Origin of the sequence: Mycobacterium sp. pUA109, assembly GCF_041287095.1 — a bacterium.
GTDB lineage: Bacteria > Actinomycetota > Actinomycetes > Mycobacteriales > Mycobacteriaceae > Mycobacterium.
Genome location: NZ_JBGGKS010000004.1, coordinates 187,982 through 211,348, shown reverse-complemented (window position 1 = coordinate 211,348; position 23,367 = coordinate 187,982). Strand labels below are relative to the sequence as shown.

22 protein-coding genes are annotated in these 23,367 nt (G+C 71.1%); 10 read left to right on the top strand and 12 right to left on the bottom strand.

Annotation, left to right across the window (positions count from 1 at the left end):
- Nucleotides 1-83 precede the first annotated feature (83 nt).
- Nucleotides 84-1,859 (top strand): SDR family oxidoreductase, encoded by a 1,776-nt coding sequence (locus ACAG26_RS06645; protein WP_370480567.1) that lies wholly within the window; start codon nucleotides 84-86, stop codon nucleotides 1,857-1,859.
- 9 nt (nucleotides 1,860-1,868) lie between these two features.
- On the opposite strand, the gene ACAG26_RS06640 is transcribed toward ACAG26_RS06645, so the two are convergent.
- Together ACAG26_RS06640 and ACAG26_RS06635 are read right to left on the bottom strand one after the other, a co-directional pair.
- On the bottom strand, nucleotides 1,869-3,410 hold the full coding sequence (locus tag ACAG26_RS06640; RefSeq protein WP_370480566.1) for a leucyl aminopeptidase: 1,542 nt from the start codon (nucleotides 3,408-3,410) through the stop codon (nucleotides 1,869-1,871).
- 6 nt (nucleotides 3,411-3,416) lie between these two features.
- Nucleotides 3,417-4,508, bottom strand: coding sequence for an adenylate/guanylate cyclase domain-containing protein (locus ACAG26_RS06635; protein WP_370480565.1), 1,092 nt, complete (start codon nucleotides 4,506-4,508; stop codon nucleotides 3,417-3,419).
- Between the two features lie 32 nt (nucleotides 4,509-4,540).
- Here ACAG26_RS06635 and gcvT point away from each other — a divergent pair, with 32 nt between their 5' ends.
- Entirely contained in the window at nucleotides 4,541-5,635 is a 1,095-nt protein-coding gene (gene gcvT / locus ACAG26_RS06630; RefSeq protein WP_370480564.1) for a glycine cleavage system aminomethyltransferase GcvT, read from the top strand.
- A 23-nt stretch (nucleotides 5,636-5,658) separates the two neighbouring features.
- A complete protein-coding gene (locus tag ACAG26_RS06625) occupies nucleotides 5,659-6,780 on the top strand; it encodes a branched-chain amino acid aminotransferase (protein ID WP_370480563.1) in 1,122 nt (373 codons plus the stop codon).
- Between the two features lie 115 nt (nucleotides 6,781-6,895).
- On the opposite strand, the gene ACAG26_RS06620 is transcribed toward ACAG26_RS06625, so the two are convergent.
- From ACAG26_RS06620 to ACAG26_RS06610, 3 genes are read right to left on the bottom strand one after another with little or no spacing between them, the layout of a single operon-like run.
- A complete protein-coding gene (locus tag ACAG26_RS06620; protein ID WP_370480562.1) occupies nucleotides 6,896-7,624 on the bottom strand; it encodes an adenosylcobinamide-GDP ribazoletransferase in 729 nt (242 codons plus the stop codon).
- Nucleotides 7,621-8,667: a nicotinate-nucleotide--dimethylbenzimidazole phosphoribosyltransferase gene (gene cobT / locus ACAG26_RS06615; RefSeq protein ID WP_370480561.1), complete on the bottom strand. Its 1,047-nt coding sequence runs from the start codon at nucleotides 8,665-8,667 to the stop codon at nucleotides 7,621-7,623. The genes ACAG26_RS06620 and cobT overlap by 4 nt, the downstream gene beginning before the upstream one ends.
- 21 nt (nucleotides 8,668-8,688) lie before the next feature.
- On the bottom strand, nucleotides 8,689-9,372 hold the full coding sequence (locus ACAG26_RS06610) for a DUF3043 domain-containing protein (protein ID WP_370480560.1): 684 nt from the start codon (nucleotides 9,370-9,372) through the stop codon (nucleotides 8,689-8,691).
- Nucleotides 9,373-9,510: 138 nt separating this feature from the next.
- Between ACAG26_RS06610 and ACAG26_RS06605 the strand changes: the two genes are divergently transcribed.
- Together ACAG26_RS06605 and ACAG26_RS06600 are read left to right on the top strand one after the other, a co-directional pair.
- Nucleotides 9,511-10,584: a glycerate kinase gene (locus tag ACAG26_RS06605; RefSeq protein ID WP_370480748.1), complete on the top strand. Its 1,074-nt coding sequence runs from the start codon at nucleotides 9,511-9,513 to the stop codon at nucleotides 10,582-10,584.
- 98 nt (nucleotides 10,585-10,682) lie between these two features.
- Nucleotides 10,683-11,039: an iron-sulfur cluster assembly accessory protein gene (locus ACAG26_RS06600; protein ID WP_071030375.1), complete on the top strand. Its 357-nt coding sequence runs from the start codon at nucleotides 10,683-10,685 to the stop codon at nucleotides 11,037-11,039.
- Between the two features lie 8 nt (nucleotides 11,040-11,047).
- Here ACAG26_RS06600 and ACAG26_RS06595 read toward each other — a convergent pair whose 3' ends face one another.
- Complete coding sequence (locus ACAG26_RS06595) at nucleotides 11,048-11,674, bottom strand: hypothetical protein (protein ID WP_370480559.1); 627 nt, start codon at nucleotides 11,672-11,674, stop codon at nucleotides 11,048-11,050.
- A gap of 192 nt (nucleotides 11,675-11,866) precedes the next feature.
- Here ACAG26_RS06595 and ACAG26_RS06590 point away from each other — a divergent pair, with 192 nt between their 5' ends.
- A complete protein-coding gene (locus ACAG26_RS06590) occupies nucleotides 11,867-12,841 on the top strand; it encodes a carbohydrate kinase family protein (protein ID WP_370480558.1) in 975 nt (324 codons plus the stop codon).
- A 60-nt stretch (nucleotides 12,842-12,901) separates the two neighbouring features.
- Here the strand turns inward: ACAG26_RS06590 and asnB are convergent, their stop codons facing one another.
- On the bottom strand, nucleotides 12,902-14,842 hold the full coding sequence (gene asnB / locus ACAG26_RS06585; RefSeq protein ID WP_370480557.1) for an asparagine synthase (glutamine-hydrolyzing): 1,941 nt from the start codon (nucleotides 14,840-14,842) through the stop codon (nucleotides 12,902-12,904).
- A 291-nt stretch (nucleotides 14,843-15,133) separates the two neighbouring features.
- Here asnB and ACAG26_RS06580 point away from each other — a divergent pair, with 291 nt between their 5' ends.
- The 4 genes from ACAG26_RS06580 (at nucleotide 15,134) to ACAG26_RS06565 (ending at nucleotide 18,214) form a co-directional block, all read left to right on the top strand.
- Complete coding sequence (locus tag ACAG26_RS06580; RefSeq protein ID WP_370480745.1) at nucleotides 15,134-16,096, top strand: cytochrome c oxidase subunit II; 963 nt, start codon at nucleotides 15,134-15,136, stop codon at nucleotides 16,094-16,096.
- A gap of 9 nt (nucleotides 16,097-16,105) precedes the next feature.
- Nucleotides 16,106-16,525 carry a cytochrome c oxidase subunit 4 gene (locus tag ACAG26_RS06575; RefSeq protein ID WP_370480556.1) on the top strand — a complete coding sequence of 140 codons (420 nt, stop codon included), beginning with the start codon at nucleotides 16,106-16,108 and terminating at the stop codon, nucleotides 16,523-16,525.
- Between the two features lie 175 nt (nucleotides 16,526-16,700).
- The gene (locus ACAG26_RS06570) at nucleotides 16,701-17,579 is read left to right on the top strand and encodes an MmpS family transport accessory protein (protein ID WP_370480555.1); all 879 of its coding nucleotides are present in this window, start codon (nucleotides 16,701-16,703) and stop codon (nucleotides 17,577-17,579) included.
- Nucleotides 17,579-18,214, top strand: a complete 636-nt coding sequence (locus ACAG26_RS06565; RefSeq protein WP_370480554.1) for a DUF2561 family protein — start codon at nucleotides 17,579-17,581, stop codon at nucleotides 18,212-18,214. Before ACAG26_RS06570 ends, ACAG26_RS06565 begins: the two co-directional genes overlap by 1 nt.
- A gap of 28 nt (nucleotides 18,215-18,242) precedes the next feature.
- Here the strand turns inward: ACAG26_RS06565 and ACAG26_RS06560 are convergent, their stop codons facing one another.
- The 5 genes from ACAG26_RS06560 to ACAG26_RS06540 are packed head-to-tail and all read right to left on the bottom strand — an operon-like array spanning nucleotide 18,243 to nucleotide 23,259.
- The gene (locus ACAG26_RS06560; protein ID WP_370480741.1) at nucleotides 18,243-18,905 is read right to left on the bottom strand and encodes a pyridoxal 5'-phosphate synthase; all 663 of its coding nucleotides are present in this window, start codon (nucleotides 18,903-18,905) and stop codon (nucleotides 18,243-18,245) included.
- The gene (locus ACAG26_RS06555) at nucleotides 18,902-20,542 is read right to left on the bottom strand and encodes a cytochrome bc complex cytochrome b subunit (RefSeq protein ID WP_370480553.1); all 1,641 of its coding nucleotides are present in this window, start codon (nucleotides 20,540-20,542) and stop codon (nucleotides 18,902-18,904) included. Before ACAG26_RS06555 ends, ACAG26_RS06560 begins: the two co-directional genes overlap by 4 nt.
- Entirely contained in the window at nucleotides 20,539-21,735 is a 1,197-nt protein-coding gene (locus tag ACAG26_RS06550; protein WP_370480552.1) for a ubiquinol-cytochrome c reductase iron-sulfur subunit, read from the bottom strand. The genes ACAG26_RS06555 and ACAG26_RS06550 overlap by 4 nt, the downstream gene beginning before the upstream one ends.
- 49 nt (nucleotides 21,736-21,784) lie before the next feature.
- Nucleotides 21,785-22,618: a c-type cytochrome gene (locus tag ACAG26_RS06545; RefSeq protein WP_370480551.1), complete on the bottom strand. Its 834-nt coding sequence runs from the start codon at nucleotides 22,616-22,618 to the stop codon at nucleotides 21,785-21,787.
- A gap of 29 nt (nucleotides 22,619-22,647) precedes the next feature.
- Nucleotides 22,648-23,259, bottom strand: coding sequence for a heme-copper oxidase subunit III (locus ACAG26_RS06540; RefSeq protein ID WP_370480550.1), 612 nt, complete (start codon nucleotides 23,257-23,259; stop codon nucleotides 22,648-22,650).
- Between the last annotated feature and the right edge of the window lie 108 nt (nucleotides 23,260-23,367).

Here is a 23,367-nt window from a genome sequence, read left to right as displayed (position 1 = left end):
GGCCGGGCAAGGTCAAACCCACTCGACACCAACGGTATGACCTACTGGCGGTCACAGTAACTTTCTTCGTCGCTGGAGGCTCGATGGCAGCATCAGGGCAGGCGGTCCGACACGTCGTCGACAGCGCCGACGGCACCCGCATCGCGGTCTACGAACAGGGCAACCCGGACGGACCCGTCGTGGTGCTGGTGCACGGCTGGCCCGATTCGCATGTGCTGTGGGACGGGGTGGTTCCGCTGTTGGCCGACCGGTTCCGGATCCTTCGCTACGACAACCGCGGCGTCGGCGAATCCGGTGCGCCCAAACCGATTTCGTCCTACCGGATGGCGCGGTTCGCCGACGACTTCGCCGCCGTCATCGGCGCGCTGAGCCCCGCCGCGCCGGTGCACGTGCTGGCCCACGACTGGGGCTCGACCGGGGTCTGGGAATACCTTTCCCGGCCCGGCGCCGACGAACGGGTGGCGTCGTTCACCTCGGTGTCCGGACCCAGCGCCGACCACCTGGCCCACTACGTCGGCATGGGTTTGCGCCGGCCCTACCGGCCCCGACGGTTCGGCCGGGCGCTCAGCCAGGGGGTGCGCCTGAGCTACCAGATCGCGTTCTCGGTGCCGGTGGTTGCCCCGCTGCTGATCCGGGCCGCGCTGGCGGCCGGGCTGATGCGCCGTGCACTGCTGCGCGACGGCGTCCCGCCGGCGCGCATCCACCACGCCGAGAACTTGGCCGCCGACGCCGCGAGAAGCCTAAAAGTCTATCCCGCCAACTACTTTCGTTCCCTGGCCCACGCCCGGCGGGACCACTACGTCACCGTGCCGGTGCAACTGATCGTGGGCACCGCCGACCCCTATGTGCGGCCGCACGGCTACGACGCCACCGGCCGCTGGGTGGGCCGGTTGTGGCGGCGCGACATCAAGGCCGGGCACTGGTCGCCGATGTCGCATCCGCAGGTGCTGGCCGCCGCGGTGGGCGAGATCGCCGACTGGACCGAGGGCCAGCCGGCCAGCCGGGCGCTGCGGCGCGCCCGGGTGGGGCGGCCGCGGCAGCACTTCGCCGACACCCTGGTGTCGGTGACCGGGGCGGGCAGCGGCATCGGCCGGGCGACGGCGCTGGCGTTCGCCGCCGAGGGCGCCGAAATCGTGGTCAGCGACGTCAACGAGGCCGCCGTCAAGGACACCGCCGCGCAGATCACCGCCCGCGGCGCCGTCGCACACCCCTACGTGCTCGACGTTGCCGACGCCGACGCCGTGGAGGCGTTCGCCGCGCAGGTGTGCGCCGAGCACGGGGTGCCCGACATTGTGGTCAACAACGCCGGCATCGGGCAGGCCGGGCGGTTCCTGGACACCCCCACCGAGCAGTTCGACCGGGTGCTCGACATCAACTTCGGCGGGGTGGTCAACGGCTGCCGGGCGTTCGCGCGGCGGCTGGTCGAGCGGGGCACCGGAGGGCACATCGTCAACGTCGCCTCGGCGGCCGCCTACACGCCGTCGCAGGCGATGAACGCCTACTGCACCGCCAAGGCCGCGGTGTACATGTTCTCCGATTGTCTACGGGCCGAGCTGGATTCGGCCGGTGTCGGGTTGACGACGATCTGTCCGGGCGTGATCGACACCAATATCGTGCACACCACCCGCTTTGACGTGCCGGCGGACAAAGCCGACCGGGTCGAGGCCCGGCGCGCCCAGCTGGAGAAGATGTTCGCCCGGCGCCGCTACGGCCCAGACAAGGTGGCCCAGGCGATCGTGTCCGCGGTCCAGAAGAACACGCCGATCCGACCGGTGGCACCGGAGGCCTACCTGCTCTACGGCACGTCGCGGCTGGCGCCGCAGGCGCTGCGCAGCACCGCCCGCGGGCAACTGCTCTAGCTTCGGCGGTTAGCCGTGCGCGGCGATGTCCTCCAACACCGCGAACATGGTGCGGGTCGGCACCCCGGTGCCGCCCTTGGGGGTGTAGCCCCACGGGCCGGAGCTGTTGTAGGCCGGGCCGGCGACGTCGATGTGCGCCCAGGCCACCTGATCGGCGACGAACTCGCGCAAATACACCCCGGCCACCAGCATGCCGGCGAACCGCTGACCGCTGACATTGGCCAGGTCGGCGACCTGCGATTTCAGGTCGTCCTTGAGTTCGTCGGGCAGCGGCATCGGCCAGCCGTTCTCGCCGACCGCCTGCGAAATCGCCGCGACCCGGTCGCGGAACTCCGCTGAGCCCATCACCCCGGGGGTGCGCGCACCCAGCGCCACGGTCTGCGCCCCGGTCAGCGTCGAGGTTTCGATCAGGTAGTCCGGGTTGTCCTCGCAGGCCCGCACGATCGCGTCGGCCAGGATCAGCCGGCCCTCGGCGTCGGTGTTGAGCACCTCCACGGTGGTGCCGCCGTACTGGGTCAGCACATCGCCGGGGCGCTGCGCGGTGCCCGACGGCATGTTTTCGGCCATCGGCACGGTGGCGGTGACGTCGAGCGGCAGCCCCAGCCGCCCGGCCAGCAGCACGGTGGCGATCACCGCGGCCGCCCCGCCCATATCGGAGGTCATGTGGTGCATCGAGGCCGCCGGCTTGATCGAGATGCCGCCGGTGTCGAAGGTGACGCCCTTGCCGACCAGCGCCACCTTTTTGGCCTGGGCCGGGTTCTTGGCCAGCTTGGCGCCGCGGTGGATCAGCCGCACCAGCCGCGGCGGCCGCGACGAGCCCTGGCCGACGCCGATCAGCCCGCCGTAGCCGCCCTTGGCCAGCGCCTTCTCGTCGAGCACCTCCACGTCCAACCCGGCGGCCTCGGCCAATGCGGTTGCCCGCTTGGCGAACTCGCCGGGAAACAGGTGACTGGGCGGGGTGTTGACGAAGTCGCGGGCGGTGGCCACCGCGGTCGCGACGGCCTCGGCGTGCGCGGCCTCGGCTTTGGCGGACTTGGCCGCCGACAGCACGGTGATCTTGGTCAGCGTGGGGTCCTTGGGGGCGGTCTTGGCCGAGCGGAACGCGGTGAACCGGTAGTTGCCCAGGATCAGCCCCTCCACGGTGGCGGCCACCAGGCCGTCGCCGCGCAACCCGGCCAGGGTGCTGAGCACCGCTTCGGTGCCGTTCAGGGCGCGCGCGGCCGCCCCGGCGGCCCGCCGGACCACGTCGGCGGGCCAGTCGTCGTGGCGTTTGCCCAGGCCGACCGTCAGCACACTGGCCACCGGCAGCGAGGCGGCGACCAGGCGGTGCACCTGCTCGGCGGTGCCCTTGGCGTTGACCGCGGCCAGCCCGGCTTCGATCTCGGCGATCGCGTCGGCGGGCAGCGTCGGCTCGGTCAGCGCGACCAGCGCGCCGGATTCATCGCCGGTGGAGACCACCGGCACGATCAGCACCGCCTTGGCGGTGCCGCGGCCGGGCAGCGCGGCGGCGACGGTGACGGTGGGGGGCTGGTAACCGGGTGCGGTGCTCACGAACACCTACCTTAACGGGCGGCCGCCACGCAGGTCATACGGTGCCACCGGGTCCTGGAAGCCTTTGAGCGACAACGGATCCAGCGGCGTGGCCGGCCAGTCGGGCAACTCGTCGCGGATGTCGGCGGTGGCCAGGATCTGGCCGGGCTCCGCGGCGCCGACCAGCCGGGCGGCCAGGTTCACCGGGTTGCCGAAGTAGTCGCCGTTGAGGGCCAGCACCTGGCCGTAGCCGAGCCCGCCGCGGACCTGCAGCCCGACCCGGCGGGCCTTCGGGTGCTCGACCAGGTCGACCGCGGCCCGCGCCAGCCGCTCCGGGGTGGTGCTGACCCACATCACCGCGTCGCCGATGAACTTCACCACCCGCCCGCCGTCGGCGTGCACCACGTCGCTGACGGTGGCGCCGAAGTCGGTGAGCAGGGCCGCCAGCTCGGCGGAGGTGAGCTGCTGGGTCAGGGCGGTGAAGCCGGTCAGGTCGACGAACCCGACCCCGCACACCACGCTCGCCGACGGCCCGCCCGCCAGCCCCTCCAGGAACGTGCGTGCGCTGACCTGGTGGTGGCGGTGCACGGCGTCGATCATCGCGCCCAGCCGCGGGATGAACTGCGCAATCAGCCGCCAGGCCCGGGCGGTGGCCACCTCGTCGCCGGTCTGGCCGAGCCACATGTCGGGTTGGGTGAGCCGGATCATCGACGACTCGGCCTCGGCCAGCCGCGCCATCGTCGCCCCCAGCACCCGCAGGAAGCCGTCGACGGGCTCCCCGAGGTACGACCGCATCTCGGCCCAGGTGGCCAGCCCGTCGACGTCGGCCTGGCTCAGCGCCGGCGTGTCGGGGCTGGCGACACGCAGGCCGAGCATCGTCCAGGCCCGCTCGACCTCGCCGACCGGCACACCCAGCGTGTCGGCGGCGGTCCGCAACGTGTAGCGGGGCGGGCCCGAGCGCCCCACCACGTCCCCGGCCAGCCCGAACAGCCGGCCGCGGCGTTCGGCGTCCACCATCTCGGCGGCGGTGAACCCGAGGCCGTGCAGGTATTCGATCAGGCCCGCGCGGTCACGGGCGTTGGTGACTCCCGCCGCCTCCAGCTCCTTCAGATCGACCACCTGCACAAGTGTGCCGGTTAGGGTGGATCGTCGTGAGCGAACTGCAACACGGACCGCTGGAAGACCGCCACCGCGACCTGGGCGCCAGCTTCGCCGAGTTCGGCGGCTGGCTGATGCCGGTGTCCTACGCCGGCACCGTCGCCGAACACACCGCCACCCGCGGCGCCGTCGGGCTGTTCGACGTCAGCCATCTGGGTAAGGCCACCGTGCGCGGGCCCGGCGCGGCGGCGTTCGTCAACGCCACGCTGACCAACGACCTGAACCGGATCGGGCCGGGCAAAGCGCAATACACGTTGTGCTGCACCGAATCCGGCGGTGTCATCGACGACCTGATCGCCTACTACGTCGCCGACGACGAGATCTTTTTGGTGCCCAACGCCGCCAACACCGCCGCGGTGGTCGCCGCGCTGGCCGCGGCCGCCCCGGCCGGCATCACCGTCACCGACGAACACCGCTCCCGCGCGGTGCTGGCCGTGCAGGGCCCGCGCTCCACCGAGATCCTCGACGGGCTGGGGCTGCCGACCGCCATGGACTACATGGGCTTCGCCGACGCGTCGTTGTCCGGGGTGCCGGTGCGGGTGTGCCGCAGCGGCTACACCGGGGAGCACGGCTACGAGCTGCTGCCGCACTGGGAGTCGGCGGCGGTGGTGTTCGACGCGCTGGTCGCCGCGGTGAGGGGGGCCGGCGGCGAGCTGGCCGGGCTGGGGGCCCGCGACACGCTGCGCACCGAGATGGGCTATCCGCTGCACGGCCACGAACTTTCGTTGGACATCTCACCGCTGCAGGCCCGCTGCGGCTGGGCGGTCGGCTGGAAAAAGGACGCGTTCTTCGGCCGCGACGCGCTGCTGGCCGAGAAGGCCGCCGGCCCGCGGCGGCTGCTGCGCGGGCTGCGCGCGGTGGGCCGCGGGGTGCTGCGGCCGCAGCTGGCCGTGCTCGACGGGTCGGCGACGGTGGGCGTCACCACCTCGGGCACGTTCTCGCCGACGCTGAAAGCCGGGATCGCGCTGGCGCTGATCGACGCCGACGCCGGCGTCGAGGACGGCCAGCGCCTCACCGTCGACGTGCGGGGCCGGGCGCTGGACTGCGAGGTGGTGCGCCCGCCGTTCGTCACAGCAAAAACCCGGTAGCGGCCGGCGATACAATCGCTGCCATGGCGACCGTTGGCCCGGAAGGCGACCTCCTCGAGTTCACCGTTGCACGCAACCCGCGGCCGGCGACCGTAGCGGCCCGCGACGCGATCCTGGCCGATCCGGGGTTCGGCAAATATCACACCGACCACATGGTGTCGATCAACTACACCGCCGAGCGGGGCTGGCACGACGCGCAGGTGCTGGCCTACGGGCCGATCGAACTGGACCCGTCGGCGATCGTGCTGCACTACGCGCAGGAGATCTTCGAAGGCCTCAAGGCCTACCGCTGGACCGACGGGTCGGTGGTGTCGTTTCGGCCAGAAGCCAACGCCGCGAGGCTGCGGGCGTCGGCGCGTCGGCTGGCGATCCCGGAGTTGCCCGAGGAACTGTTCATCGAGTCGCTGCGGCAGCTGATCGCCGTCGACGGCGCCTGGGTGCCCCCGGCCGGCGGGGAGGAGTCGCTGTATCTGCGGCCGTTCGTCGTCGCCACCGAGCCGGGGCTGGGGGTGCGCCCGGCCCGCGAGTACCGCTACCTGGTGATCGCGTCGCCGGCCGGCGCGTACTTCAAGGGCGGGGTCAAACCGGTCAGCGTGTGGCTGTCGACCGAATACGTGCGGGCCTGCCCGGGCGGCACCGGGGCGGCCAAGTTCGGCGGCAACTACGCCGCGTCGCTGGTGGCCCAGGCGCAGGCCGCCGACCACGGCTGCGACCAGGTGGTGTGGCTGGACGCCACCGAGCGCCGCTACATCGAGGAGATGGGCGGCATGAACCTGTTCTTCGTGTTCGGCAGCGGCGGGTCGGCGCGGCTGGTCACCCCGGAGCTGTCCGGGTCGCTGCTGCCCGGCATCACCCGGGATTCGTTGCTGCAGTTGGCCACCGACGCCGGATTCGCCATCGAGGAACGCAAGATCGACGTCGACGAGTGGCAGAAGAAGACCGCCGCGGGGGAGATCACCGAGGTGTTCGCCTGCGGCACCGCCGCGGTGATCACCCCGGTGTCCACCGTCAAGTCCGCCGACGGCGAGTTCACCGTCGGCGACGGCCAGCCCGGGGAGGTGACAATGGCGTTGCGCGACACGCTGACCGGCATCCAGCGCGGCACCTTCGCCGACACCCACGGCTGGATGGCCCAGCTGGGCTAGGTTTCGCGGCCATTCGCGGCCGGCGTTCTCGCGCCGGCGTTCTCGCGAGCGGCACCCACACGACGTCGCACCGGCGTGTCGCGTCGCGAAAGTGCCACTCGCGGTGGTGCTCGAGCTAGAACGCGGCCAGCCCCACGGCGGCCACCGTCGTCGTCAGCTCGATCACCGCGCCCAGCACGTCACCGCTGATCCCGCCGAACCGGCGCACACAGTGGCGGACCAGCACCGCCGCGCACCCCAGCGCCACCAGCACCGCGACCGGGCCCTGCCACGGCCGCGGATCCGCCCACCCCGCCGCCCCGAGCAGCACCACGACCCAGCCCGCCACCACCGGCGCACGCTGGCTGCCGGCCACCGCCGCGCCCAGCGTGCTGCCCGCGGCCGCCGGCACCGCGCGCCTGCCGGCCAGCACCGCGCCGACCCGGCCGGCGGCGACGGCGACCACGATCGCCGCGGTGCCCAGCGCGGCAAACGCCAACCCCTGCACCGCGATCACCACCACCACCGCCGCCACCCCGAACGGCCCGGTCGACCCGTCGCGCATCACCTGCAGCGCCCGGGCCGGCGGCCCGTAGCAGCCCAACCCGTCGGCGGTGTCGGCCACCCCGTCGATGTGCAGCCCGCGGGTGACCGCCAGCAGCGCGGTCACGGCCAGCAGCCCGGACAGCGCGCTGTGCGCGCCGAACGCCAGCCCGCCGGCCCAGGTCACCGCCGCGGCCAGCCCACCGAGCGCGGCCCCGACCACCGGCAGCGCGGTCAGCGTGCCGCGGCCCACCGGCACCGCCGTCCCGGGCACCGGCAGCACCGTCTCGAACGCGAAAGCCGCTGCCAGCGAACGGATCATGGCGCGGCCGGACCGGACACCCCGGCCTCGGAAAACGTCGACATCGACGCCAGCGCGGCCACCGCGGCCCGCAGCACCGGCACCGCGACCGCAGCACCGCTGCCCTCGCCCAACCGCATCCGCAGGTCCACGATCGGTTCCAGGTCCAGTCGGGTCAACGCCAGCGCGTGCGCCGGCTCGGGGGAGCGGTGCCCGGCCTGCCACCAGGCGCGGGCGCCCGGCGCCAGCCGGTCGGCGACCAGGGCGGCGGCCGTCACCGCCAGCCCGTCCAGCAGCAGCGGGGTGCGCCGCACCGCGGCCTGCGCACAAAACCCCGCCATCGCGGCCAGGTCGGCGCCGCCGCAACAGCGCAGCAACGCCACCGGATCGGTGCGCACCGGGCGCGCCCGGAACAGCGCGTCGCGCACCGCCGCGGTTTTGCGGGCCCAGCCGGCGTCGTCGACGCCGGTGCCGTAGCCGACCACCGTCACCGGTTCGGCGTCGGTCAGGGCGGCCACCAAAACCGCTGCCACGGTGGAGTTTCCGATGCCCATATCGCCGGCGATGAGCAGGTCGGCGCCGGCGTCGACCTCCTCGTCGGCGATCCGCTGGCCCGCGGCGATCGCGGCGGCGGTCTGCTCGGCGGTCAGCGCGTCCTCGACCGCGATGTTGCCGCTGCCGCGCCGCACCTTGTGCGCGCCAACGGATTCGGTGAACGGCTCGGCGTCCACCCCCAGGTCCACGACCCGCACGGTGGCCCCGGCCACGTCGGCGAGCGCGTTGATCGCCGCGCCGCCGGTGGCGATGTTGGTGACCATCTGGGCGGTCACCGCGGCGGGATACGCCGACACCCCGGCGCCGGCGACACCGTGATCCCCGACGAACACCACCACCCGGGCCCGGTCGAACGGGTGCGGCGGGCACTGCCCCTGACACGACGCCACCCACACCGACAGCTCTTCGAGGCGGCCCAGCGCGCCGGGCGGTTTGGTGAGCAGATCCTGGCGGGCGCGCGCGGCCGCGGCGACGTCCGGCTCGGGCGGCGGCACCGGCGCGAACGTCATGCCCGGCACCGGGCGCCGGCGTTACTCAACCCGCTCGCCGCGGTTGACCTGCGGGCGGGGCGCCCGCATCCGGCGCAGCTGTGAGGCCCGGCCGGCGGCGTAAAGCCCCAACTTCCACCGGCTTTCGACATTGTCGGGGAACTTGGCGTCGGCCAGCCGGTTGACCTTGCGGGCCAGGATGACCGCGTCGACGGCCATCACCGCCATCAGCACCAGCATCGCGGGGTACAGGTAGAACTGCAGCGTGGGGACCGCCATGCTGATGAACAGCAGCCCCAGCGCCGAGGGCATGAACAAGCCCAGCACGTTGCGGCGCGCATCCACCACGTCGCGGGCGAACCGGCGCACCGGGCCCTGATCCCGGGGCAGCAGGTAGGCCTCGTCGCCGGCCATCATCTTCTCCCGGCGTTCGGTCATCCGGTCGCGGCGCTCGGTCTTGGCGGCGCGGCGTTCCTCGCGGCTCAGCTTGGGGCCGGCCATCGCCTTGCGGCGGGCGCGGGCCTCGGCGGCGGTCATCGGGGCCGGGGCGATCGGGCCGCGGCGCTTGGCGGCGTCGCTGCGCTTGGGGGTGGGCCGGCCCTTGGGCGCGGTGGTGCGCGACCCGGCGGCGGTGTCGGTGACCGGCGCGGCGTTCTCGCCGGCCGCTTCGGCGTCGGCGGCGTCCTCCGGGGCGGTGACCTCTTTCTTGCGTCCCAGCAACTTCACAGTGGCCAGGTTACTTCGCCGGCGCGGTTCCCCGGCGGGCAGCCGGGCGGGCTCGCTACCGTTTGGGCTATGAGCGGCCCCCCGGTTTCCTCGGCGTCGGAGCCCCCGGTCGAGACCCGGACCGCGGCGCCGACCACCCTGCGGGTGCTGATCGCCCCGGACAGCTACGGCGAGAGCCTGACCGCCGTGCAGGCCGCGGCGGCGATCGCGGCCGGTTGGCACCGCAGCCGGCCCGGGGACCGGCTCACCATCGCCCCGCAATCCGACGGCGGGCCCGGTTTCGTCGCGGTGCTGGCCAGCCAGCTCGGCGAGCTGCGCCAGCTGCGGGTGGCCGGACCGCTGGACGGCGACGTCGACGCGCAGTGGGTGCTCGACACCGAGGCCGGCACCGGCTACCTGGAGTGCGCGCAGGCCTGCGGGCTGGCGCAGCTGGGCGGGCCGCCGACGGTGCGGACGGCGCTGGCCGCGCACAGCCGGGGCGTCGGGCAGCTGATCGCGGCGGCGCTGGCCGCCGGGGTGGCCCGGATCGTGGTCGGGTTGGGCGGCAGCGCCTGCACCGACGGCGGGCGCGGCCTGGTGGACGAGCTCGGCGGGCTGGCGGCCGGGCGCGCGCGGCTGGCCGGGGTGGAGCTGATCGCCGCCTCCGACGTGGAATACCCGCTGCTGGGGCCGTGGGGGGCGGCGCGCATCTTCGGCCCGCAAAAAGGCGCCGACGACGCCGCCGTGGCCGCGTTGGAGCACCGGCTGCAGGACTGGGCGGTGGACTTGGATGCGGCGGCCGGGCGTGCGGTCAGCGCCGAGGCCGGCGCCGGCGCCGCGGGCGGGATCGGGGCGGCGCTGCTGGCGCTGGGCGGGGTGCGCCAATCCGGGGCGGCGATCGTCGCCGCACACACCGGGTTGGCCGCCGAGATCGACGGCGTCGACCTGGTCATCACCGGGGAGGGCCGGTTCGACGAGCAGTCGCTGCACGGCAAGGTGGTCGGTGCGTTGACCAACACGGCCCGGGCGCGCGGCGTCCCGGTGCTGGTGTTGGCCGGTCAGATCGGCCTGGATGAGCCCGGGCTGGCCGCGGCCGGCATCCTGGCCGCCCGCGCCATCGCCGACTATGCCGGCTCGGTGCGGCTGGCCATGGTCGACGCCACCAACCAGCTGATGGGGCTGGCCTCGGCGACCGCGGCGCAGCTGGGCAGCCGGGAGCCGCCCACCGGCTGACTCGGGAATAGCGCCGCGACACGGTACCGTTGATCAGGTGGGTTTATCCGCGCCGAGCGCACCCACCCCACGATTTCGAAATACGGTAGGGAGAAGTAATGACTGTTCAGGACCAGTCGACCACCGCAACCCACGGCGTGACGTTGACCGACGCCGCCGCGGCCAAGGCCAAGGCGCTGCTGGACCAGGAGGGCCGCGACGACCTGGCGCTGCGGATCGCGGTCCAGCCGGGCGGCTGCGCGGGGCTGCGGTACAACCTGTTCTTCGATGACCGTTCGCTCGACGGTGACCTGACCGCCGAGTTCGGCGGCGTGACCTTGACGGTGGACCGGATGAGCGCCCCCTACGTGCAGGGCGCCTCGATCGACTTCGTCGACACCATCGAGAAGCAGGGCTTCACCATCGACAACCCGAACGCCGGCGGGTCGTGCGCCTGCGGCGACTCGTTCAACTGACGCAGTCGTCAGTACGTTCCCGAGGTGTGCAGCACATAGGAGCACACCAGGATCTTGTTGTCGGTGGCCAGTAGCTGCGCGACGCCCTGGGTGTCGCGCGACGCGCTGCCGCCCGGGGCCACCACCCGCATGGTGAACAGCACCTGGGCCTGGTAGCCGGACAGGTACACCACCTTGTCGATGGAGGTCACCTCGGCCTCGGAGAACTGCTTGCGGAACGCGTCGCTGTTCAGCTTGGCCACCGCGTCGTCGGACTGCTTCTCCCGCACCGCGTCGTAGATGCCGCACAGCGTGTTGCGGGCGATGCTCTGGATGTCGCGTTTGGACAGCGCATCCAGGTAGCCCTGAATCGCGGTGCGGGCCTGCTCCTCCGAGATCGCCACCGGTGCTTCATCGTCGTGCACGACGTAGGCGGTCACCGCCACCAGCGCGGTCAGCAGCGCGACCACCAGCACCGCCGCCACCACCGCCCGTTGCCGGCGGTGCTGGCTCGGGTAGGGCAGCGCCGGCGGCAGCGGCCCCGGGTAGGTCGCCGACACCGCCTCGCCGGGCGGCGTCTCGGGGTAGGTGGGCAGGCTCGGATGGGGTGGCCCCTCGGCGCCGATATCGTGGCTCGACGGGTGGGGTCCGGCCATCAATGTCTCCTCCGGGGGTAACGGGGGCGGCAAGCGGTTCTCGCTGAGAGCATTCGGGCCCCGGTGTCGAACCCAGCGACATGAACTCGCCTACGCAGGCTAGCGCACTCCCGGGGGAAGGCGGTGGGGGCGAAACCGCTACCGTGGGTAGTATTACCTAGGCCAGCTTAGAAAATGAAGGGTGGATAGTTCGTGACGATTGCGGTGACCGGTTCGATCGCTACCGACCATTTGATGCGGTTTCCGGGCCGGTTTTCCGAGCAACTGCTGGCGGATCACTTGCAGAAGGTGTCGCTGAGCTTTTTGGTCGACGATTTGGTGATCCACCGGGGCGGGGTGGCCGGCAATATGGCCTACGCCATCGGGGTGCTCGGCGGCGACGTGGCGCTGGTCGGCGCGGCCGGCGACGACTTCGCCGACTACCGGGGCTGGCTGGTGGCGCACGGCGTCAACTGCGACCAGGTGTTGGTGTCTAAGACCGCGCACACCGCCCGGTTCGTGTGCACCACCGACACCGAGATGGCCCAGATCGCGTCGTTCTATCCGGGTGCGATGTCGCAGGCCCGGGACATTTCGCTGGCCACGGTGGTCGACGCCATCGGCACCCCGGAGTTGGTGATCGTGGGCGCCAACGACCCCGAGGCGATGTTCTTGCACACCGCCGAGTGCCGCACGCTGGGGCTGGCGTTCGCCGCCGACCCGTCCCAGCAGCTGGCCCGGCTGTCCGGGGAGCAGATCCGCCAGCTGATCGACGGCGCCACCTACCTGTTCACCAACGACTACGAATGGGAACTGCTGCTGTCCAAGACCGGCTGGACCGAGGCCGAGGTGATGGCGCAGGTCGGGCTGCGGGTCACCACGCTGGGCGCTAAGGGGGTCGACATCGTCGACGCCGACGGCACCACCATCCACGTCGGCGTGGTGCCCGAAACCAGCCAGGTCGACCCCACCGGGGTGGGTGATGCGTTTCGGGCCGGGTTCTTGACCGGGCGCAGCGCCGGCCTGAACCTGGAGCGCTCCGCGCAGCTGGGTTCGCTGGTGGCCGTGTTGGTGCTGGAATCGACCGGCACCCAGGAATGGCAGTGGGACCGCCAGGTCGCGGTGCACCGGCTGGCCGGGGCCTACGGCGACGACGCCGCCACCGAAATCGGCGCCGCGCTTTCCTGACGAGCAGACGCAAAAGCCCCCTGTAACGCGGTTACTAGGGGGCTTTTGCGTCTGCTCGCGCTACAGCTGCACCGGGTAGTGGGGTTCGGCGATCTGCGGCACCACCGTGTGCTCGACGAAGATCGCGTGCCACAGCAGGAAGATCAGCACCGTCCACAGCCGGCGGCTGTGATCGGCGGCACCGGTGCGGTGCTCGGTGAGCATGGTCTGCACCGCGGCGACGTCGATCAGGTGACCGGCCCCGGTGGCGGCCACGGTGGCGTGCGCCCACTCCAGCAGTTCCCCGGCCCGCAGCCAATGCCGCAGCGGCACCGGGAAACCGAGCTTGGGCCGGTGCAGCACGTGCGCGGGCACGATCGGCTCCAACGCCCGGCGCAGCGCGTATTTCGTGGTGGTGCGGGTGATCTTGGCGTCCACCGGCAACTTCGCCGCCACCGCGAACACCTCGGGATCCAAAAACGGCACCCGCAGCTCCAGCGAGTTGGCCATCGTCATCTTGTCGGCCTTGACCAAGATGTCGCCGCGCAGCCAGGTGAACAAATCGATGTGCTGCATGCGGGCCACCGGGTCCCAGCCCGCCGACTGCGCGTACAGCGGCGCGGTCACGTCGGTGTGGGTCCAGGCGGGGGAGAAGCCGGGCAGCACCGCGCGCAGCTGCGCATCGGAGAAGCTGCGGGCGTTGCCGTAGTAGCGCTCCTGCAGCGTCAGCGACCCGCGGTGCAGCAGGCTCTTGCCGCGCATGCCGTCGGGCAGCGGCGCCGACACCTTGCCCATCGAGCGGCGCACCGGCCCGGGCAGGTAGTCGAACGGCCGCAGCGACAACGGTTCCCGGTAGATGGTGTAGCCGCCGAACAGCTCGTCGGCGCCCTCCCCGGACAGCACCACCTTGACGTGTTTGCGGGCCTCGCGGGCGATGAAGTACAGCGGCACCAGCGCCGGGTCGGCCACCGGATCGTCGAGATACCAGACGATTTCGGGCAGCGCGGCGACGAACTCGGCCGGGCTGACCACCTTGGCGATGTGCCGGGCGCCGATCGCCTCGGCGGAGGCCGCGGCGACGTCGACCTCGGAGAACCCCTCCCGCTCGAAGCCGGTGGTGAAGGTGATCAGCCGCGGGTTGTGCCGGATGGCCAGCGCGGCGATCGCGGTGGAGTCGATGCCGCCGGACAGAAACGCCCCCACGGTGACGTCGGCGCGCATGTGTTTGGCCACCGAGTCCTCCAGCACCGCGGTGATCTCGTCGTAGCGGGCCTGCTCGGTGTCGGCACCGATCGGGGTGGCGGCGAACCGCGGCACAAAGTAGCGGGTGATCTCGGCGCCGGGCCGGCCCGGGCGGATCCGCGCGTAACACCCGGATTCGAGCCGACGCACCCCGGCGTGCAGGGTCTCGGGTTCGGGCACATACTGCAGCACCGTGTAGTGCTGCAGCGCCCGCGCGTCGATCCCGGTGTCCAGGCCCAGCACCTCGGCCAGATCCAGCAGCGACTTCTTCTCGCTGCCCACCGCGGTACCCCCGGGCCCGGTCGCCACGAACAGCGGTTTGATGCCGAACGGGTCGCGGGCGCAGAACAGTTCGCGGCTGCTGGCGTCCCACAGCGCGAAGGCGAACATGCCCCGCAGCCGCGGCAGCGCCGCCGCGCCCCAGTAGTGGTAGGCGGCGACGATGGCCTCGCCGTCACCGTCGGTGTGAAACACCGCGCCGTGCTCGCGGGTGAGTTCCTCGCGCAGCTCCAGGTAGTTGTAGATCTCCCCGTTGAACACCAGCATGTAGCGCTGCGGCGCCTCCGGCGGGCCCCAGGCCAGCGGCTGATGCGAATGCGCGATATCGATGATGGATAGCCGGTTGAAGCCGAGCACCACACCGGGGTCCGCGGCCAGGTCGGTCCAGGTGCCCAGCTCGTCGGGGCCGCGGTGCCGCATCAGGTGCGATGCGCGCGAAACCGCGTCGACGACGGGCTCGGTGCCGGCCGGGGTGCACACGAGGGCCAGCAGTCCACACACAGCGCCCCAGTATGCCGCACGGCGGCGCCGACCCACCGCGGCCGCAATGGCTGGCCCTTCTGGCCGCCGCGGTCGGGCGGTGGTCTACGCTGCGTAGTATTCGATTGCTGCACTGGAGTCAGCCGACTCGTCTGTGACACAGGAGGCGCCAACGTGACACCTCGCGGGCACGGCCGTTCGGGCGGCCGGAGCCGCTCGGGAATCTTTGCTGCGGGTTCGTCCCGTCGGCGGCTCGGGCCGTGGACGCGGCGGTTGGCGTCGGTCGGCGCCCTCGGGGTGCTGGCGGTCACCATGAGCGGCTGCACCTACCAGGACGCGCTGGGCCTGGGCTGGCCGAAGGGCATCACGCCGCAGGCCGAGACCAACTACAAGTTCTGGGTCGCCGCGGTGATCGCCTGCCTGGTGGTCGGGGTGATCGTGTGGGGGCTGATCTTTTGGACCTGCGCCTTCCACCGCAAAAAGGCCACCGACACCGAGTTGCCGCGCCAGTTCGGCTACAACATGCCGCTGGAGCTGGTGCTGACCGTGGTGCCGTTCCTGATCATCGCGGTGCTGTTCTACTTCACCGTGATGGTGCAGGAGCAGATGCTGCACGTCGAGGATGATCCCGAGGTGGTGGTGGACGTCACCGCGTTCCAGTGGAACTGGAAGTTCGGCTACCAGAAGGTCGACTTCAAGGACGGCACCCTGCGCTTCGACGGCGTCGACGAGGCCCGCCAGCAGGCGATGGCCTCCAAACCGGAAGGTAAGGACGCCCACGGCGAGGAGCTGGTCGGGCCGGTGCGCGGGCTGAACACCGAAGACCGCACCTACTTGCACTTCGACAAGGTGGAGACGCTGGGCTCCACCGACGAGATCCCGGTGCTGGTGCTGCCGGTCGGCAAGCGCATCGAGTTCCAGATGGCCTCCGCCGACGTGATCCACGCCTTCTGGGTGCCGGAGTTCTTGTTCAAGCGCGACGTGATGCCGCACCCGAAGGCCAACAACTCGGTGAACGTCTTCCAGGTGGAGAAGATCACCCGGACCGGGGCGTTCGTGGGCCGCTGCGCGGAGATGTGCGGCACCTACCACTCGATGATGAACTTCGAGGTGCGGGTGGTCGAACCCAACGACTTCAAGGCCTACCTGGACAAGCGTCGCGAGGGCAAGACCAACGCCCAGGCGCTGGAGGCGATCCACCAGTCGCCGACGGCGACCACCACGCACCCGTTCGAGTCGCGCCGCGGTCAGCAGGCCCCCCAAGCGAGCAGGTAGGGATCCCCGATGCACATCGAAGCCAGGCTGTTCGAGTTCGTGTCCGCCTTCTTCGCCCTGACGGCGGTGCTCTACGGCGTGCTGACGTCGCTGTTCGCCACCGGCGGGGTGGAGTGGGCCGGCACCACCGCGCTGGCGTTGACCGCCGGCATGGCGCTGATCGTGGCCACCTTCTTCCGCTTCGTGGCGCGCCGGCTGGACACCCGCCCGGAGGACTACGAGGGCGCCGAAATCAGTGACGGCGCCGGGGAACTGGGTTTCTTCAGCCCGCACAGCTGGTGGCCGGTGCTGATCGCGTTGGCCGGTTCGGTGACCGCGGTGGGTGCCGCGTTGTGGCTGCCGTGGCTGATCGCCGCCGGGGTGGTGTTCATCCTCGCCTCGGCCGCCGGCCTGGTCTTCGAGTACTACATCGGTCCCGAGAAGCACTGACCCGGCCAACGTCACGATCGGGGCAACAGTTGGTCCGCCGTCGGGTGGTCGAGCCCGCCCGGTCGGCGTGGTTGGGTAGGGTTTTCGGGTGCACAATTAGCATCGAAGTGGCTGCGGTGCGAATGCGCCGCGGTGCTGCGTGCGGCGGTGATGTAGTCGAACAGGACAGGCAGAAATGAGCGGGCCGAATCCGGGGTCGGGGGACCAAGAACTCGACGGCGAGCCCGGCCTGGACCATGCCGGGGACGCGATCGACGACATCGACGCGATCGGTGACCTCGATGAGATCGGGGACGTCGGCAAGGCCGACGAGACCGAAGCCTATTCGCGGGCCTACTCGGCCCCGGAAGCCGAGCAGTTCGTCAGCGGCCCCTACGTGCCGGTGGATCCGCTGCTCTACGACTACGACAGCTACCCGGCGCCCGACGAGGTAGACGACGACCACGCGCATCCGCGCTGGCCGTGGGTGGTCGGGGTGACCACCATCGTCGCGGCGATCGCGTTGGTGGTGTCGGTGGCGCTGCTGGTGGCCCGCACCGAGACCTCCGATTTGGCCACCCCGGACACCAGCACACCGGCGGCGTCCCCGCCGTCGACCTCGGCGTGGAACGACATCAGCACCACCGCGGTGCCCCCGCCGCCGACGACCAGCGAGGAACCGCCGCCCCCGCCGCCCACCGAAACCCCGGAGCCGCCGCCGGCCACCAGCGAGGCGCCGGCGCCGCCCCCGGCGCCGGCCCCCACGGCCGCGGCCCCGCCACCGGCGACCACCACGCAGGCCAAGCCCCGCCAGGTCACCTACTCGGTGACCGGCACCAAGGCGCCGTTCGACCAGATCACCATCACCTACATCGACGCCTCCGGGCAGCGACGGACCCAGAACAACGCCTACATCCCGTGGTCGTTGACGCTGACCCCGATCTCGCAGTCCGAGGTGGGGTCGGTGGAGGCCTCCAGCCTGCTGCGGTTGTCCAAACTGAACTGCACGATCACCTCCAGCGATGGGACCGTATTGTCATCCAATAGCAACGACGCCCCCCAGACGAGCTGCTGATGGTGGGCAGGGGATCTCCCGCCGGGCGGGGCCGGGGCGCCGGCTCGCCGGCGACCACCGACCGCATCCTGCTCGGCGGGTGCGCGGCGATCTGGCTGATCCTGCTCGGCGTCAGCGTGGCCGCGCTGGTGGCGCTGGTCGATTTGGGCCGCGGCTTCCAGAAGACCGGCGGCAGTTCGCATACCGCGCTGCTGTACGTGATCATCGGGATCTCCGCGCTGATCATCGTGGGGGCCATTCCGCTGCTGCTGCATGCCCGGCGCAACCCGCCCGCGCGGCCGGCGGGGGTGCCGGTCCGCCGGGCCGCGGGACCGCCGCGCCGGCCGGTGCAGCCGGGCGCCCGCGGCCGCACCGACAGCCTGGCCACCGAGAAGTTCAGCGCCGCCGGGCGGGGCAGCGCCCCACCCCCGGAAGGCCTGGACCGGATCTGGTTGCGCGGCACCACCACCCTGGTGGGCGCCTTGGGCATCGCGTTGACCGCCGTCGCCGGGGCCACCTACCTGATGGCCGTTGGGAAGGACGGCGCGGCGTGGGCCGGCTACGGGGTGGCGGCCGCGGTCACCGCGGCGACCCCGGTGATCCCGTGGCTGCATCTGCGCCAGCTGCGCGAGCTGGTGGCGCAATATCGGCCGTGAAGCGGGGGACGTGACCGGGCTGGCCGCGTCACGGCCACAATAAGATTCGGCTCCAGCCGGCCGGGTCGCGTTCGTAGCGCAGCCGCTGGTGGCGGCGCTGCGGATCGGCCTGCCAGAACTCGACGGTGTCGGCGGCCAGGCCGTAGGACACCCATTCGTCGGGTACCAGGGACGGGGTGCGGGCGAGTTCGAGGTGCGCCTTGTCCAGCGCCGCGTCGAGTTCGGCGGCATCGGTGTACGGGGCGCTTTGCCGGCGGGTCAGCGCCATCGCCCGCGAGCCCGCCGGGCGGGCCAGGAAATCGGCGGCCGTCACCCCGGGCGGATCGGCGGTCACCACGCCGCTCACCCGGACCTGCCGCCCCAGCGCGGGCCAGTAGAACGTCAGCGCCGCCGCCGGATTGCCGGCCAGCTCACGGCCCTTCTGGCTGACCGCGTGCACCGCGAAATGCCAGCCGGCGTCGTCGACGTCCTTGAGGATCAGCACCCGCCCCGACGGACGGCCCGCGGCGCCGACGGTGGACACCGTCATCGCGTGCGGTTCAGCGACCCCGGCGTCGATGGCGTGCAGCAGCCAGTCGGTGAACAACGCGACCGGGTCGGGCGGCGCCTGCGCCGGATCGAACCGCGGGGCCCGGCCGGTCAGCACCGGCAGCCCGCGCAGCACCTCCCGCAGGCCGCCCACCGCGGTCAGTGCTGGCCGTCGGGTGACCCGTTGAGGCTGTCCTGGTGCTCGCGCAGCGCGGTCAGCGCCCGGTGCTCGGCGGCGTGGGCGGACTCGCGCAGGGCGGCGTCCTCGGTGAGCGGGTCGGCGCGCAGGAAGCTGCCGCGGCCGGGGGAGCCGGCCGAGCCGAGCTTGTTCATCCGTTTGGGCACCGCCGCACCCTGGTACTCCAGCGGCAGCGGGTGGCCGTGGTCGTCGACCGGGCCCAGCGGCTGGTGCAGCTCGACGTAGGCGCCCTGCGGCAGCCGCTTGATGATGCCGGTTTCGATGCCGTGCTCGAGCACCGCGCGGTCGCTGCGCTGCAACCCGATGCACCACCGGTAGGTCAGGAAGTACACGATCGGCGGCAGCACCACCATCCCGATCCGGCCGATCCAGGTCGTCGCGTTCAGCGAGATGTGGAACTTCCAGGCGATGATGTCGTTCATCGCGGCCAGGGTCAGCACCATGTAGAACGCGATCGCCATCGCCCCGATCGCGGTGCGCACCGGGGCGTCCCGCGGCCGCTGCAACAGGTTGTGGTGGGCGTAGTCGCCGGTGAACTTCTTCTCCAGGAACGGGTACAGCGTCAGCAGCCCGAAGACCAGCCCCATGATCAGCGCCACCCCGACCGGGCCGGGGACGGTGTGGTGGAAGAAGTAGAACTCCCAGGCCGGCCACAGACGGGCCAAGCCCTCGGTCCACATCATGTAGAAGTCGGGCTGGCTGCCGGCCGACACCTGAGACGGCTTGTAGGGGCCCAGGTTCCAGATCGGGTTGATCTGCAGCAGCCCGCCCATCAGGCCCAGCACCCCGACGATCATCGCGAAGAACGCACCGGATTTGACCGCGAACACCGGCATCACCCGCACCCCGACCACGTTGTGCTCGGTGCGGCCCGGGCCGGGGAACTGGGTGTGCTTTTGGAACCACACCAACGCCAAATGCACCCCGATCAGCGCCAGGATGATGCCCGGGATCAGCAGGATGTGCAGCGCGTACAGCCGCGGGATCAAGATGGTGCCGGGGAAGTCGCCGCCCATCAGCGCCCAGTGCAGCCAGGTGCCGATCACCGGGATGCCCAGCGTGATCGACGACAACGCGGCGCGCAGCCCGATCCCGGACAGCAGGTCGTCGGGCAGCGAGTAGCCGAAGTAGCCCTCGAACATTGCCAGGATCAACAGCAGTGACCCGATCACCCAGTTGGCTTCGCGGGGCCGGCGGAACGCGCCGGTGAAGAAGATGCGCGCCAAATGCACCATGATCGCCGCGGCGAACATCAGCGCGGCCCAGTGGTGGATCTGGCGCATGAACAACCCGCCGCGCACCTCAAAGGAGATGTCCAGCGCCGACTCATAGGCCCGCGACATCTGCACCCCGCGCAGCGGCTGATACACCCCGTTGTAGGTGACCTCGGTCATCGACGGGTCGAAGAACAGCGTCAAATACACCCCGGACAGCAGCAGCACGATGAAGGAATACAGCGCGATCTCACCGAGCAAAAACGACCAGTGGGTGGGGAACACCTTGTTCAACTGCCGGCGCACCGCCGCCGACGGGTGATAGCGGGTGTCGATGTCGTCGCCCTGCTTGGCCAGGGCACTACCGATGTCGAGTTTCGGACTCATGAGGTGCGCTCCCAGAATGCCGGCCCGACGGGTTCGGCGAAGTCGCCGTTGGCGACCAGGTAGCCGTCGGTGTCAATGGTGATGGGCAACTGCGCCAACGCGCGCGCGGCCGGGCCGAACACGGGTTTGGCGAAGTGCAAGGCGTCGAACTGCGACTGGTGGCATGGGCACAGGATCCGGTAGGTCTGCTGCTCGAACAGCGACGACGGGCAACCCAGGTGCGAGCAGATCTTGGTGTAGGCGAACAGGTCGCCGAAGTTGAAGCTCTCCTGGCCCTTGCGTTTGACCACCTTGGGCATGTCGGCGGGCCGAATGCGGATGAGCATCACCGGGTTACGGACGCCCATCATGATCTCGTTGAGCTTCTCGTGCGACTCCGGGGTGGTGCCGTCGCCGTCGGACTCGCGCCACGGGAACACCGTCTCCATGCCGCCGGCGTCGATGTCGCTGGCGCGGATCTTGACGAACGGCGCGCCCAGGTGCTTACCGGTGGCGCGGGCCAGGTAGATGGTTTCGCCGGGGTAGCGCGGGGTCCAGCCCGACGTCCACAGCACCGCCTTCTTGCCCTCGGCGGTGTCGACCACCGGCTTCCACGGGTTCTTGATCAGGCCGCCGGCAAACGCCACCAGGGTGCCCAACCCGAACGCGCCGAACCCGATGCCCAACGACATGCCGATCAGCTTGCGGCGCCGGATGGTCGAGCCCTCCAGCGCGTCGGTCAGGTTGGCGGCCACCGTCTTGCGGTGAATCTCGGGGGAGGAGCCGTCGTGCCGCTCCTGGATCGAGATCTCTTCGGGGATGAACTTTTTGACGAACAGCACCGCGCCGATCGCGATCGCCAGCACGGACAGCCCGAACGTCACGCCGTACAGCGGGGTGGTCAGCGGGTACAGCGCGCTGTTGCCCTTGTCGGCGTGGGGGTACTCCCACGGCCAGAACAAGAACACCAGCAGCAGCGCCAGCCCGAACCCGCCGCCCAGCAAAAACCACAGCGCCACCTGGCGCTCGGCGCGCTTCTCGGCCCGGGTGCCCTCCACCGGCCAGCGCGGCTCCTTGTAGACGGTCTGAACGCCGTCCAGGCGCCCGCCCAGTTCGACGAGTTCCTCCCGGGACATCGCGGCCAGCTCCGCATCGCTGGGCTGGCCGGGCACGCCGGTCTGACCCGGGGTGTCGGTGCCGTTGACGTCACTCATTGTCCGCCGCTCCTCCTCATCGCTGCGCTTTGCATCGTCGCGGCGGGGCTCACGATCGCGCCCCAATCCACAGTGCTGCGCCGATGGCGGCAACCATTCCGATAATCCACATCGCCATGCCCTCGGGGGCGGGCCCGAAGCCGCCGAGGCCGTAGCCGCCCGGGTCCTTCTCCTCGGTCACCGACTTCACGTAGGCGATGATGTCGCGCTTCTCGTCGAACGGCAGCTGGCGGTCGGAGAACTTCGGCATGTTCTGCGGGCCGGTCAGCATCGCGGTGAGGATCTGCTGCTCGTTGGGGTCGGCCAGGTCCGGGGCGTACTTACCCGACGACAGCGCCCCACCCTTACCGGTGAAGTTGTGGCAGGACGCGCAGTTGAGCCGGAACAGGTCGCCGCCGCGGCCCAGGTCGTCGCCGCGCAGCGATTGCTGAGCAAGATGTCCCTGGGCGTCGCGGACCACCATCGGGCCGCCGCCGTTGGCCTGCACGTAGGCGCCCAGCGCGTCGGTCTGGTGGTCGTCGAAGATCGGCTCCTTGCGGGGCGCCTGGGCTTCGCCGCGGGCCGCGGGCATCCGGCCGGTGGACACCTGGAAGTACACGGCGGCCTCGCCGACGCCGATCAGGCTGGGGCCGCGGTCGGGCACACCCTGCAGGTTGGCACCGTGGCAGGTCACACACGAGGTGTCGAACAGCTGCTTGCCGGTGCGCAGCTGCGCCGACGCCGACTCGTCGGCGACGGCGACCTGCGGGGTGGGGGTCAGCACCGCGGCCAGCCCGCCGGCCAGCACGAGCGCCACCAACAGCAGCAGCCCACCGGATGCGCGGCGGCGCAACCGCCGCCGCGCCACGGGACTGCTGGCTCGGGTCAACCCCAGTGTCTTCAAGCGAACGCTCCTGTTCTTACGCGCTCTGGTCATCGGATGAAGTAGATCGTGGCGAACAGCGCGATCCACACGATGTCGACGAAGTGCCAGTAGTAGGAGACCACGATCGACGCGGTGGCCTGGGCCGGGGTGAACTTGCTCATCGCGGTGCGGGCCAGCAGGAAGATGAACGCGATCAGACCGCCGATGACGTGCAGGCCGTGGAAGCCGGTGCACAGGTAGAACACGCTGCCGTAGGCGCTGGACGGGATCGTGGTGCCGTGCTCCACCAGGTGGTAGTACTCGTAGCCCTGGCCGAGCACGAAGAACAGGCCCATCAGGAACGTCACCACATACCAGCGGCGCAGGCCGAACACGTCGCCGCGCTCGGCGGCGAACACGCCCATCTGGCAGGTGAACGACGACGCGATCAGCACCAGGGTGACCGGCACCGCCTGATACAGATTCAGGTGCGTCGGCTCCGGCGGCCAGTTACCGCCGGCTTGGGCGCGCGCGGTGAAGTACATCGCGAACAGCCCAGCAAAGAACATCAGTTCGCTGGACAGCCAGACGATGGTGCCGACACTGACCATATTTGGTCGGTTCAGCGAATGCACGCGCGACGTGATCGCAGTTCCCGAGGTCCCTACAGCGCTCGTCACATCCGCAAGTATGACGCTTTGTAGTTGTCGAACTCCAGCCGGGGCGGCAATTGTGTCCGGCCGGGTTGTTCTGCCCTGGTGGTGTGGCTTGGGTCCGGACGGGTCCTC

What these genes read in the sequence shown, in the direction of transcription:
- ACAG26_RS06645 (WP_370480567.1), top strand. Translation starts at nt 84, where the DNA reads ATGGCAGCATCAGGGCAGGCGGTCCGACACGTCGTCGACAGCGCCGAC.
- ACAG26_RS06625 (WP_370480563.1), top strand. Translation starts at nt 5,659, where the DNA reads ATGGCGACCGTTGGCCCGGAAGGCGACCTCCTCGAGTTCACCGTTGCA.
- ACAG26_RS06620 (WP_370480562.1), bottom strand. Translation starts at nt 7,624, where the DNA reads ATGATCCGTTCGCTGGCAGCGGCTTTCGCGTTCGAGACGGTGCTGCCG.
- cobT (WP_370480561.1), bottom strand. Translation starts at nt 8,667, where the DNA reads ATGACGTTCGCGCCGGTGCCGCCGCCCGAGCCGGACGTCGCCGCGGCC.
- ACAG26_RS06600 (WP_071030375.1), top strand. Translation starts at nt 10,683, where the DNA reads ATGACTGTTCAGGACCAGTCGACCACCGCAACCCACGGCGTGACGTTG.
- ACAG26_RS06595 (WP_370480559.1), bottom strand. Translation starts at nt 11,674, where the DNA reads ATGGCCGGACCCCACCCGTCGAGCCACGATATCGGCGCCGAGGGGCCA.
- ACAG26_RS06580 (WP_370480745.1), top strand. Translation starts at nt 15,134, where the DNA reads ATGAGCGGCTGCACCTACCAGGACGCGCTGGGCCTGGGCTGGCCGAAG.
- ACAG26_RS06575 (WP_370480556.1), top strand. Translation starts at nt 16,106, where the DNA reads ATGCACATCGAAGCCAGGCTGTTCGAGTTCGTGTCCGCCTTCTTCGCC.
- ACAG26_RS06570 (WP_370480555.1), top strand. Translation starts at nt 16,701, where the DNA reads ATGAGCGGGCCGAATCCGGGGTCGGGGGACCAAGAACTCGACGGCGAG.
- ACAG26_RS06565 (WP_370480554.1), top strand. Translation starts at nt 17,579, where the DNA reads ATGGTGGGCAGGGGATCTCCCGCCGGGCGGGGCCGGGGCGCCGGCTCG.
- ACAG26_RS06555 (WP_370480553.1), bottom strand. Translation starts at nt 20,542, where the DNA reads ATGAGTCCGAAACTCGACATCGGTAGTGCCCTGGCCAAGCAGGGCGAC.
- ACAG26_RS06550 (WP_370480552.1), bottom strand. Translation starts at nt 21,735, where the DNA reads ATGAGTGACGTCAACGGCACCGACACCCCGGGTCAGACCGGCGTGCCC.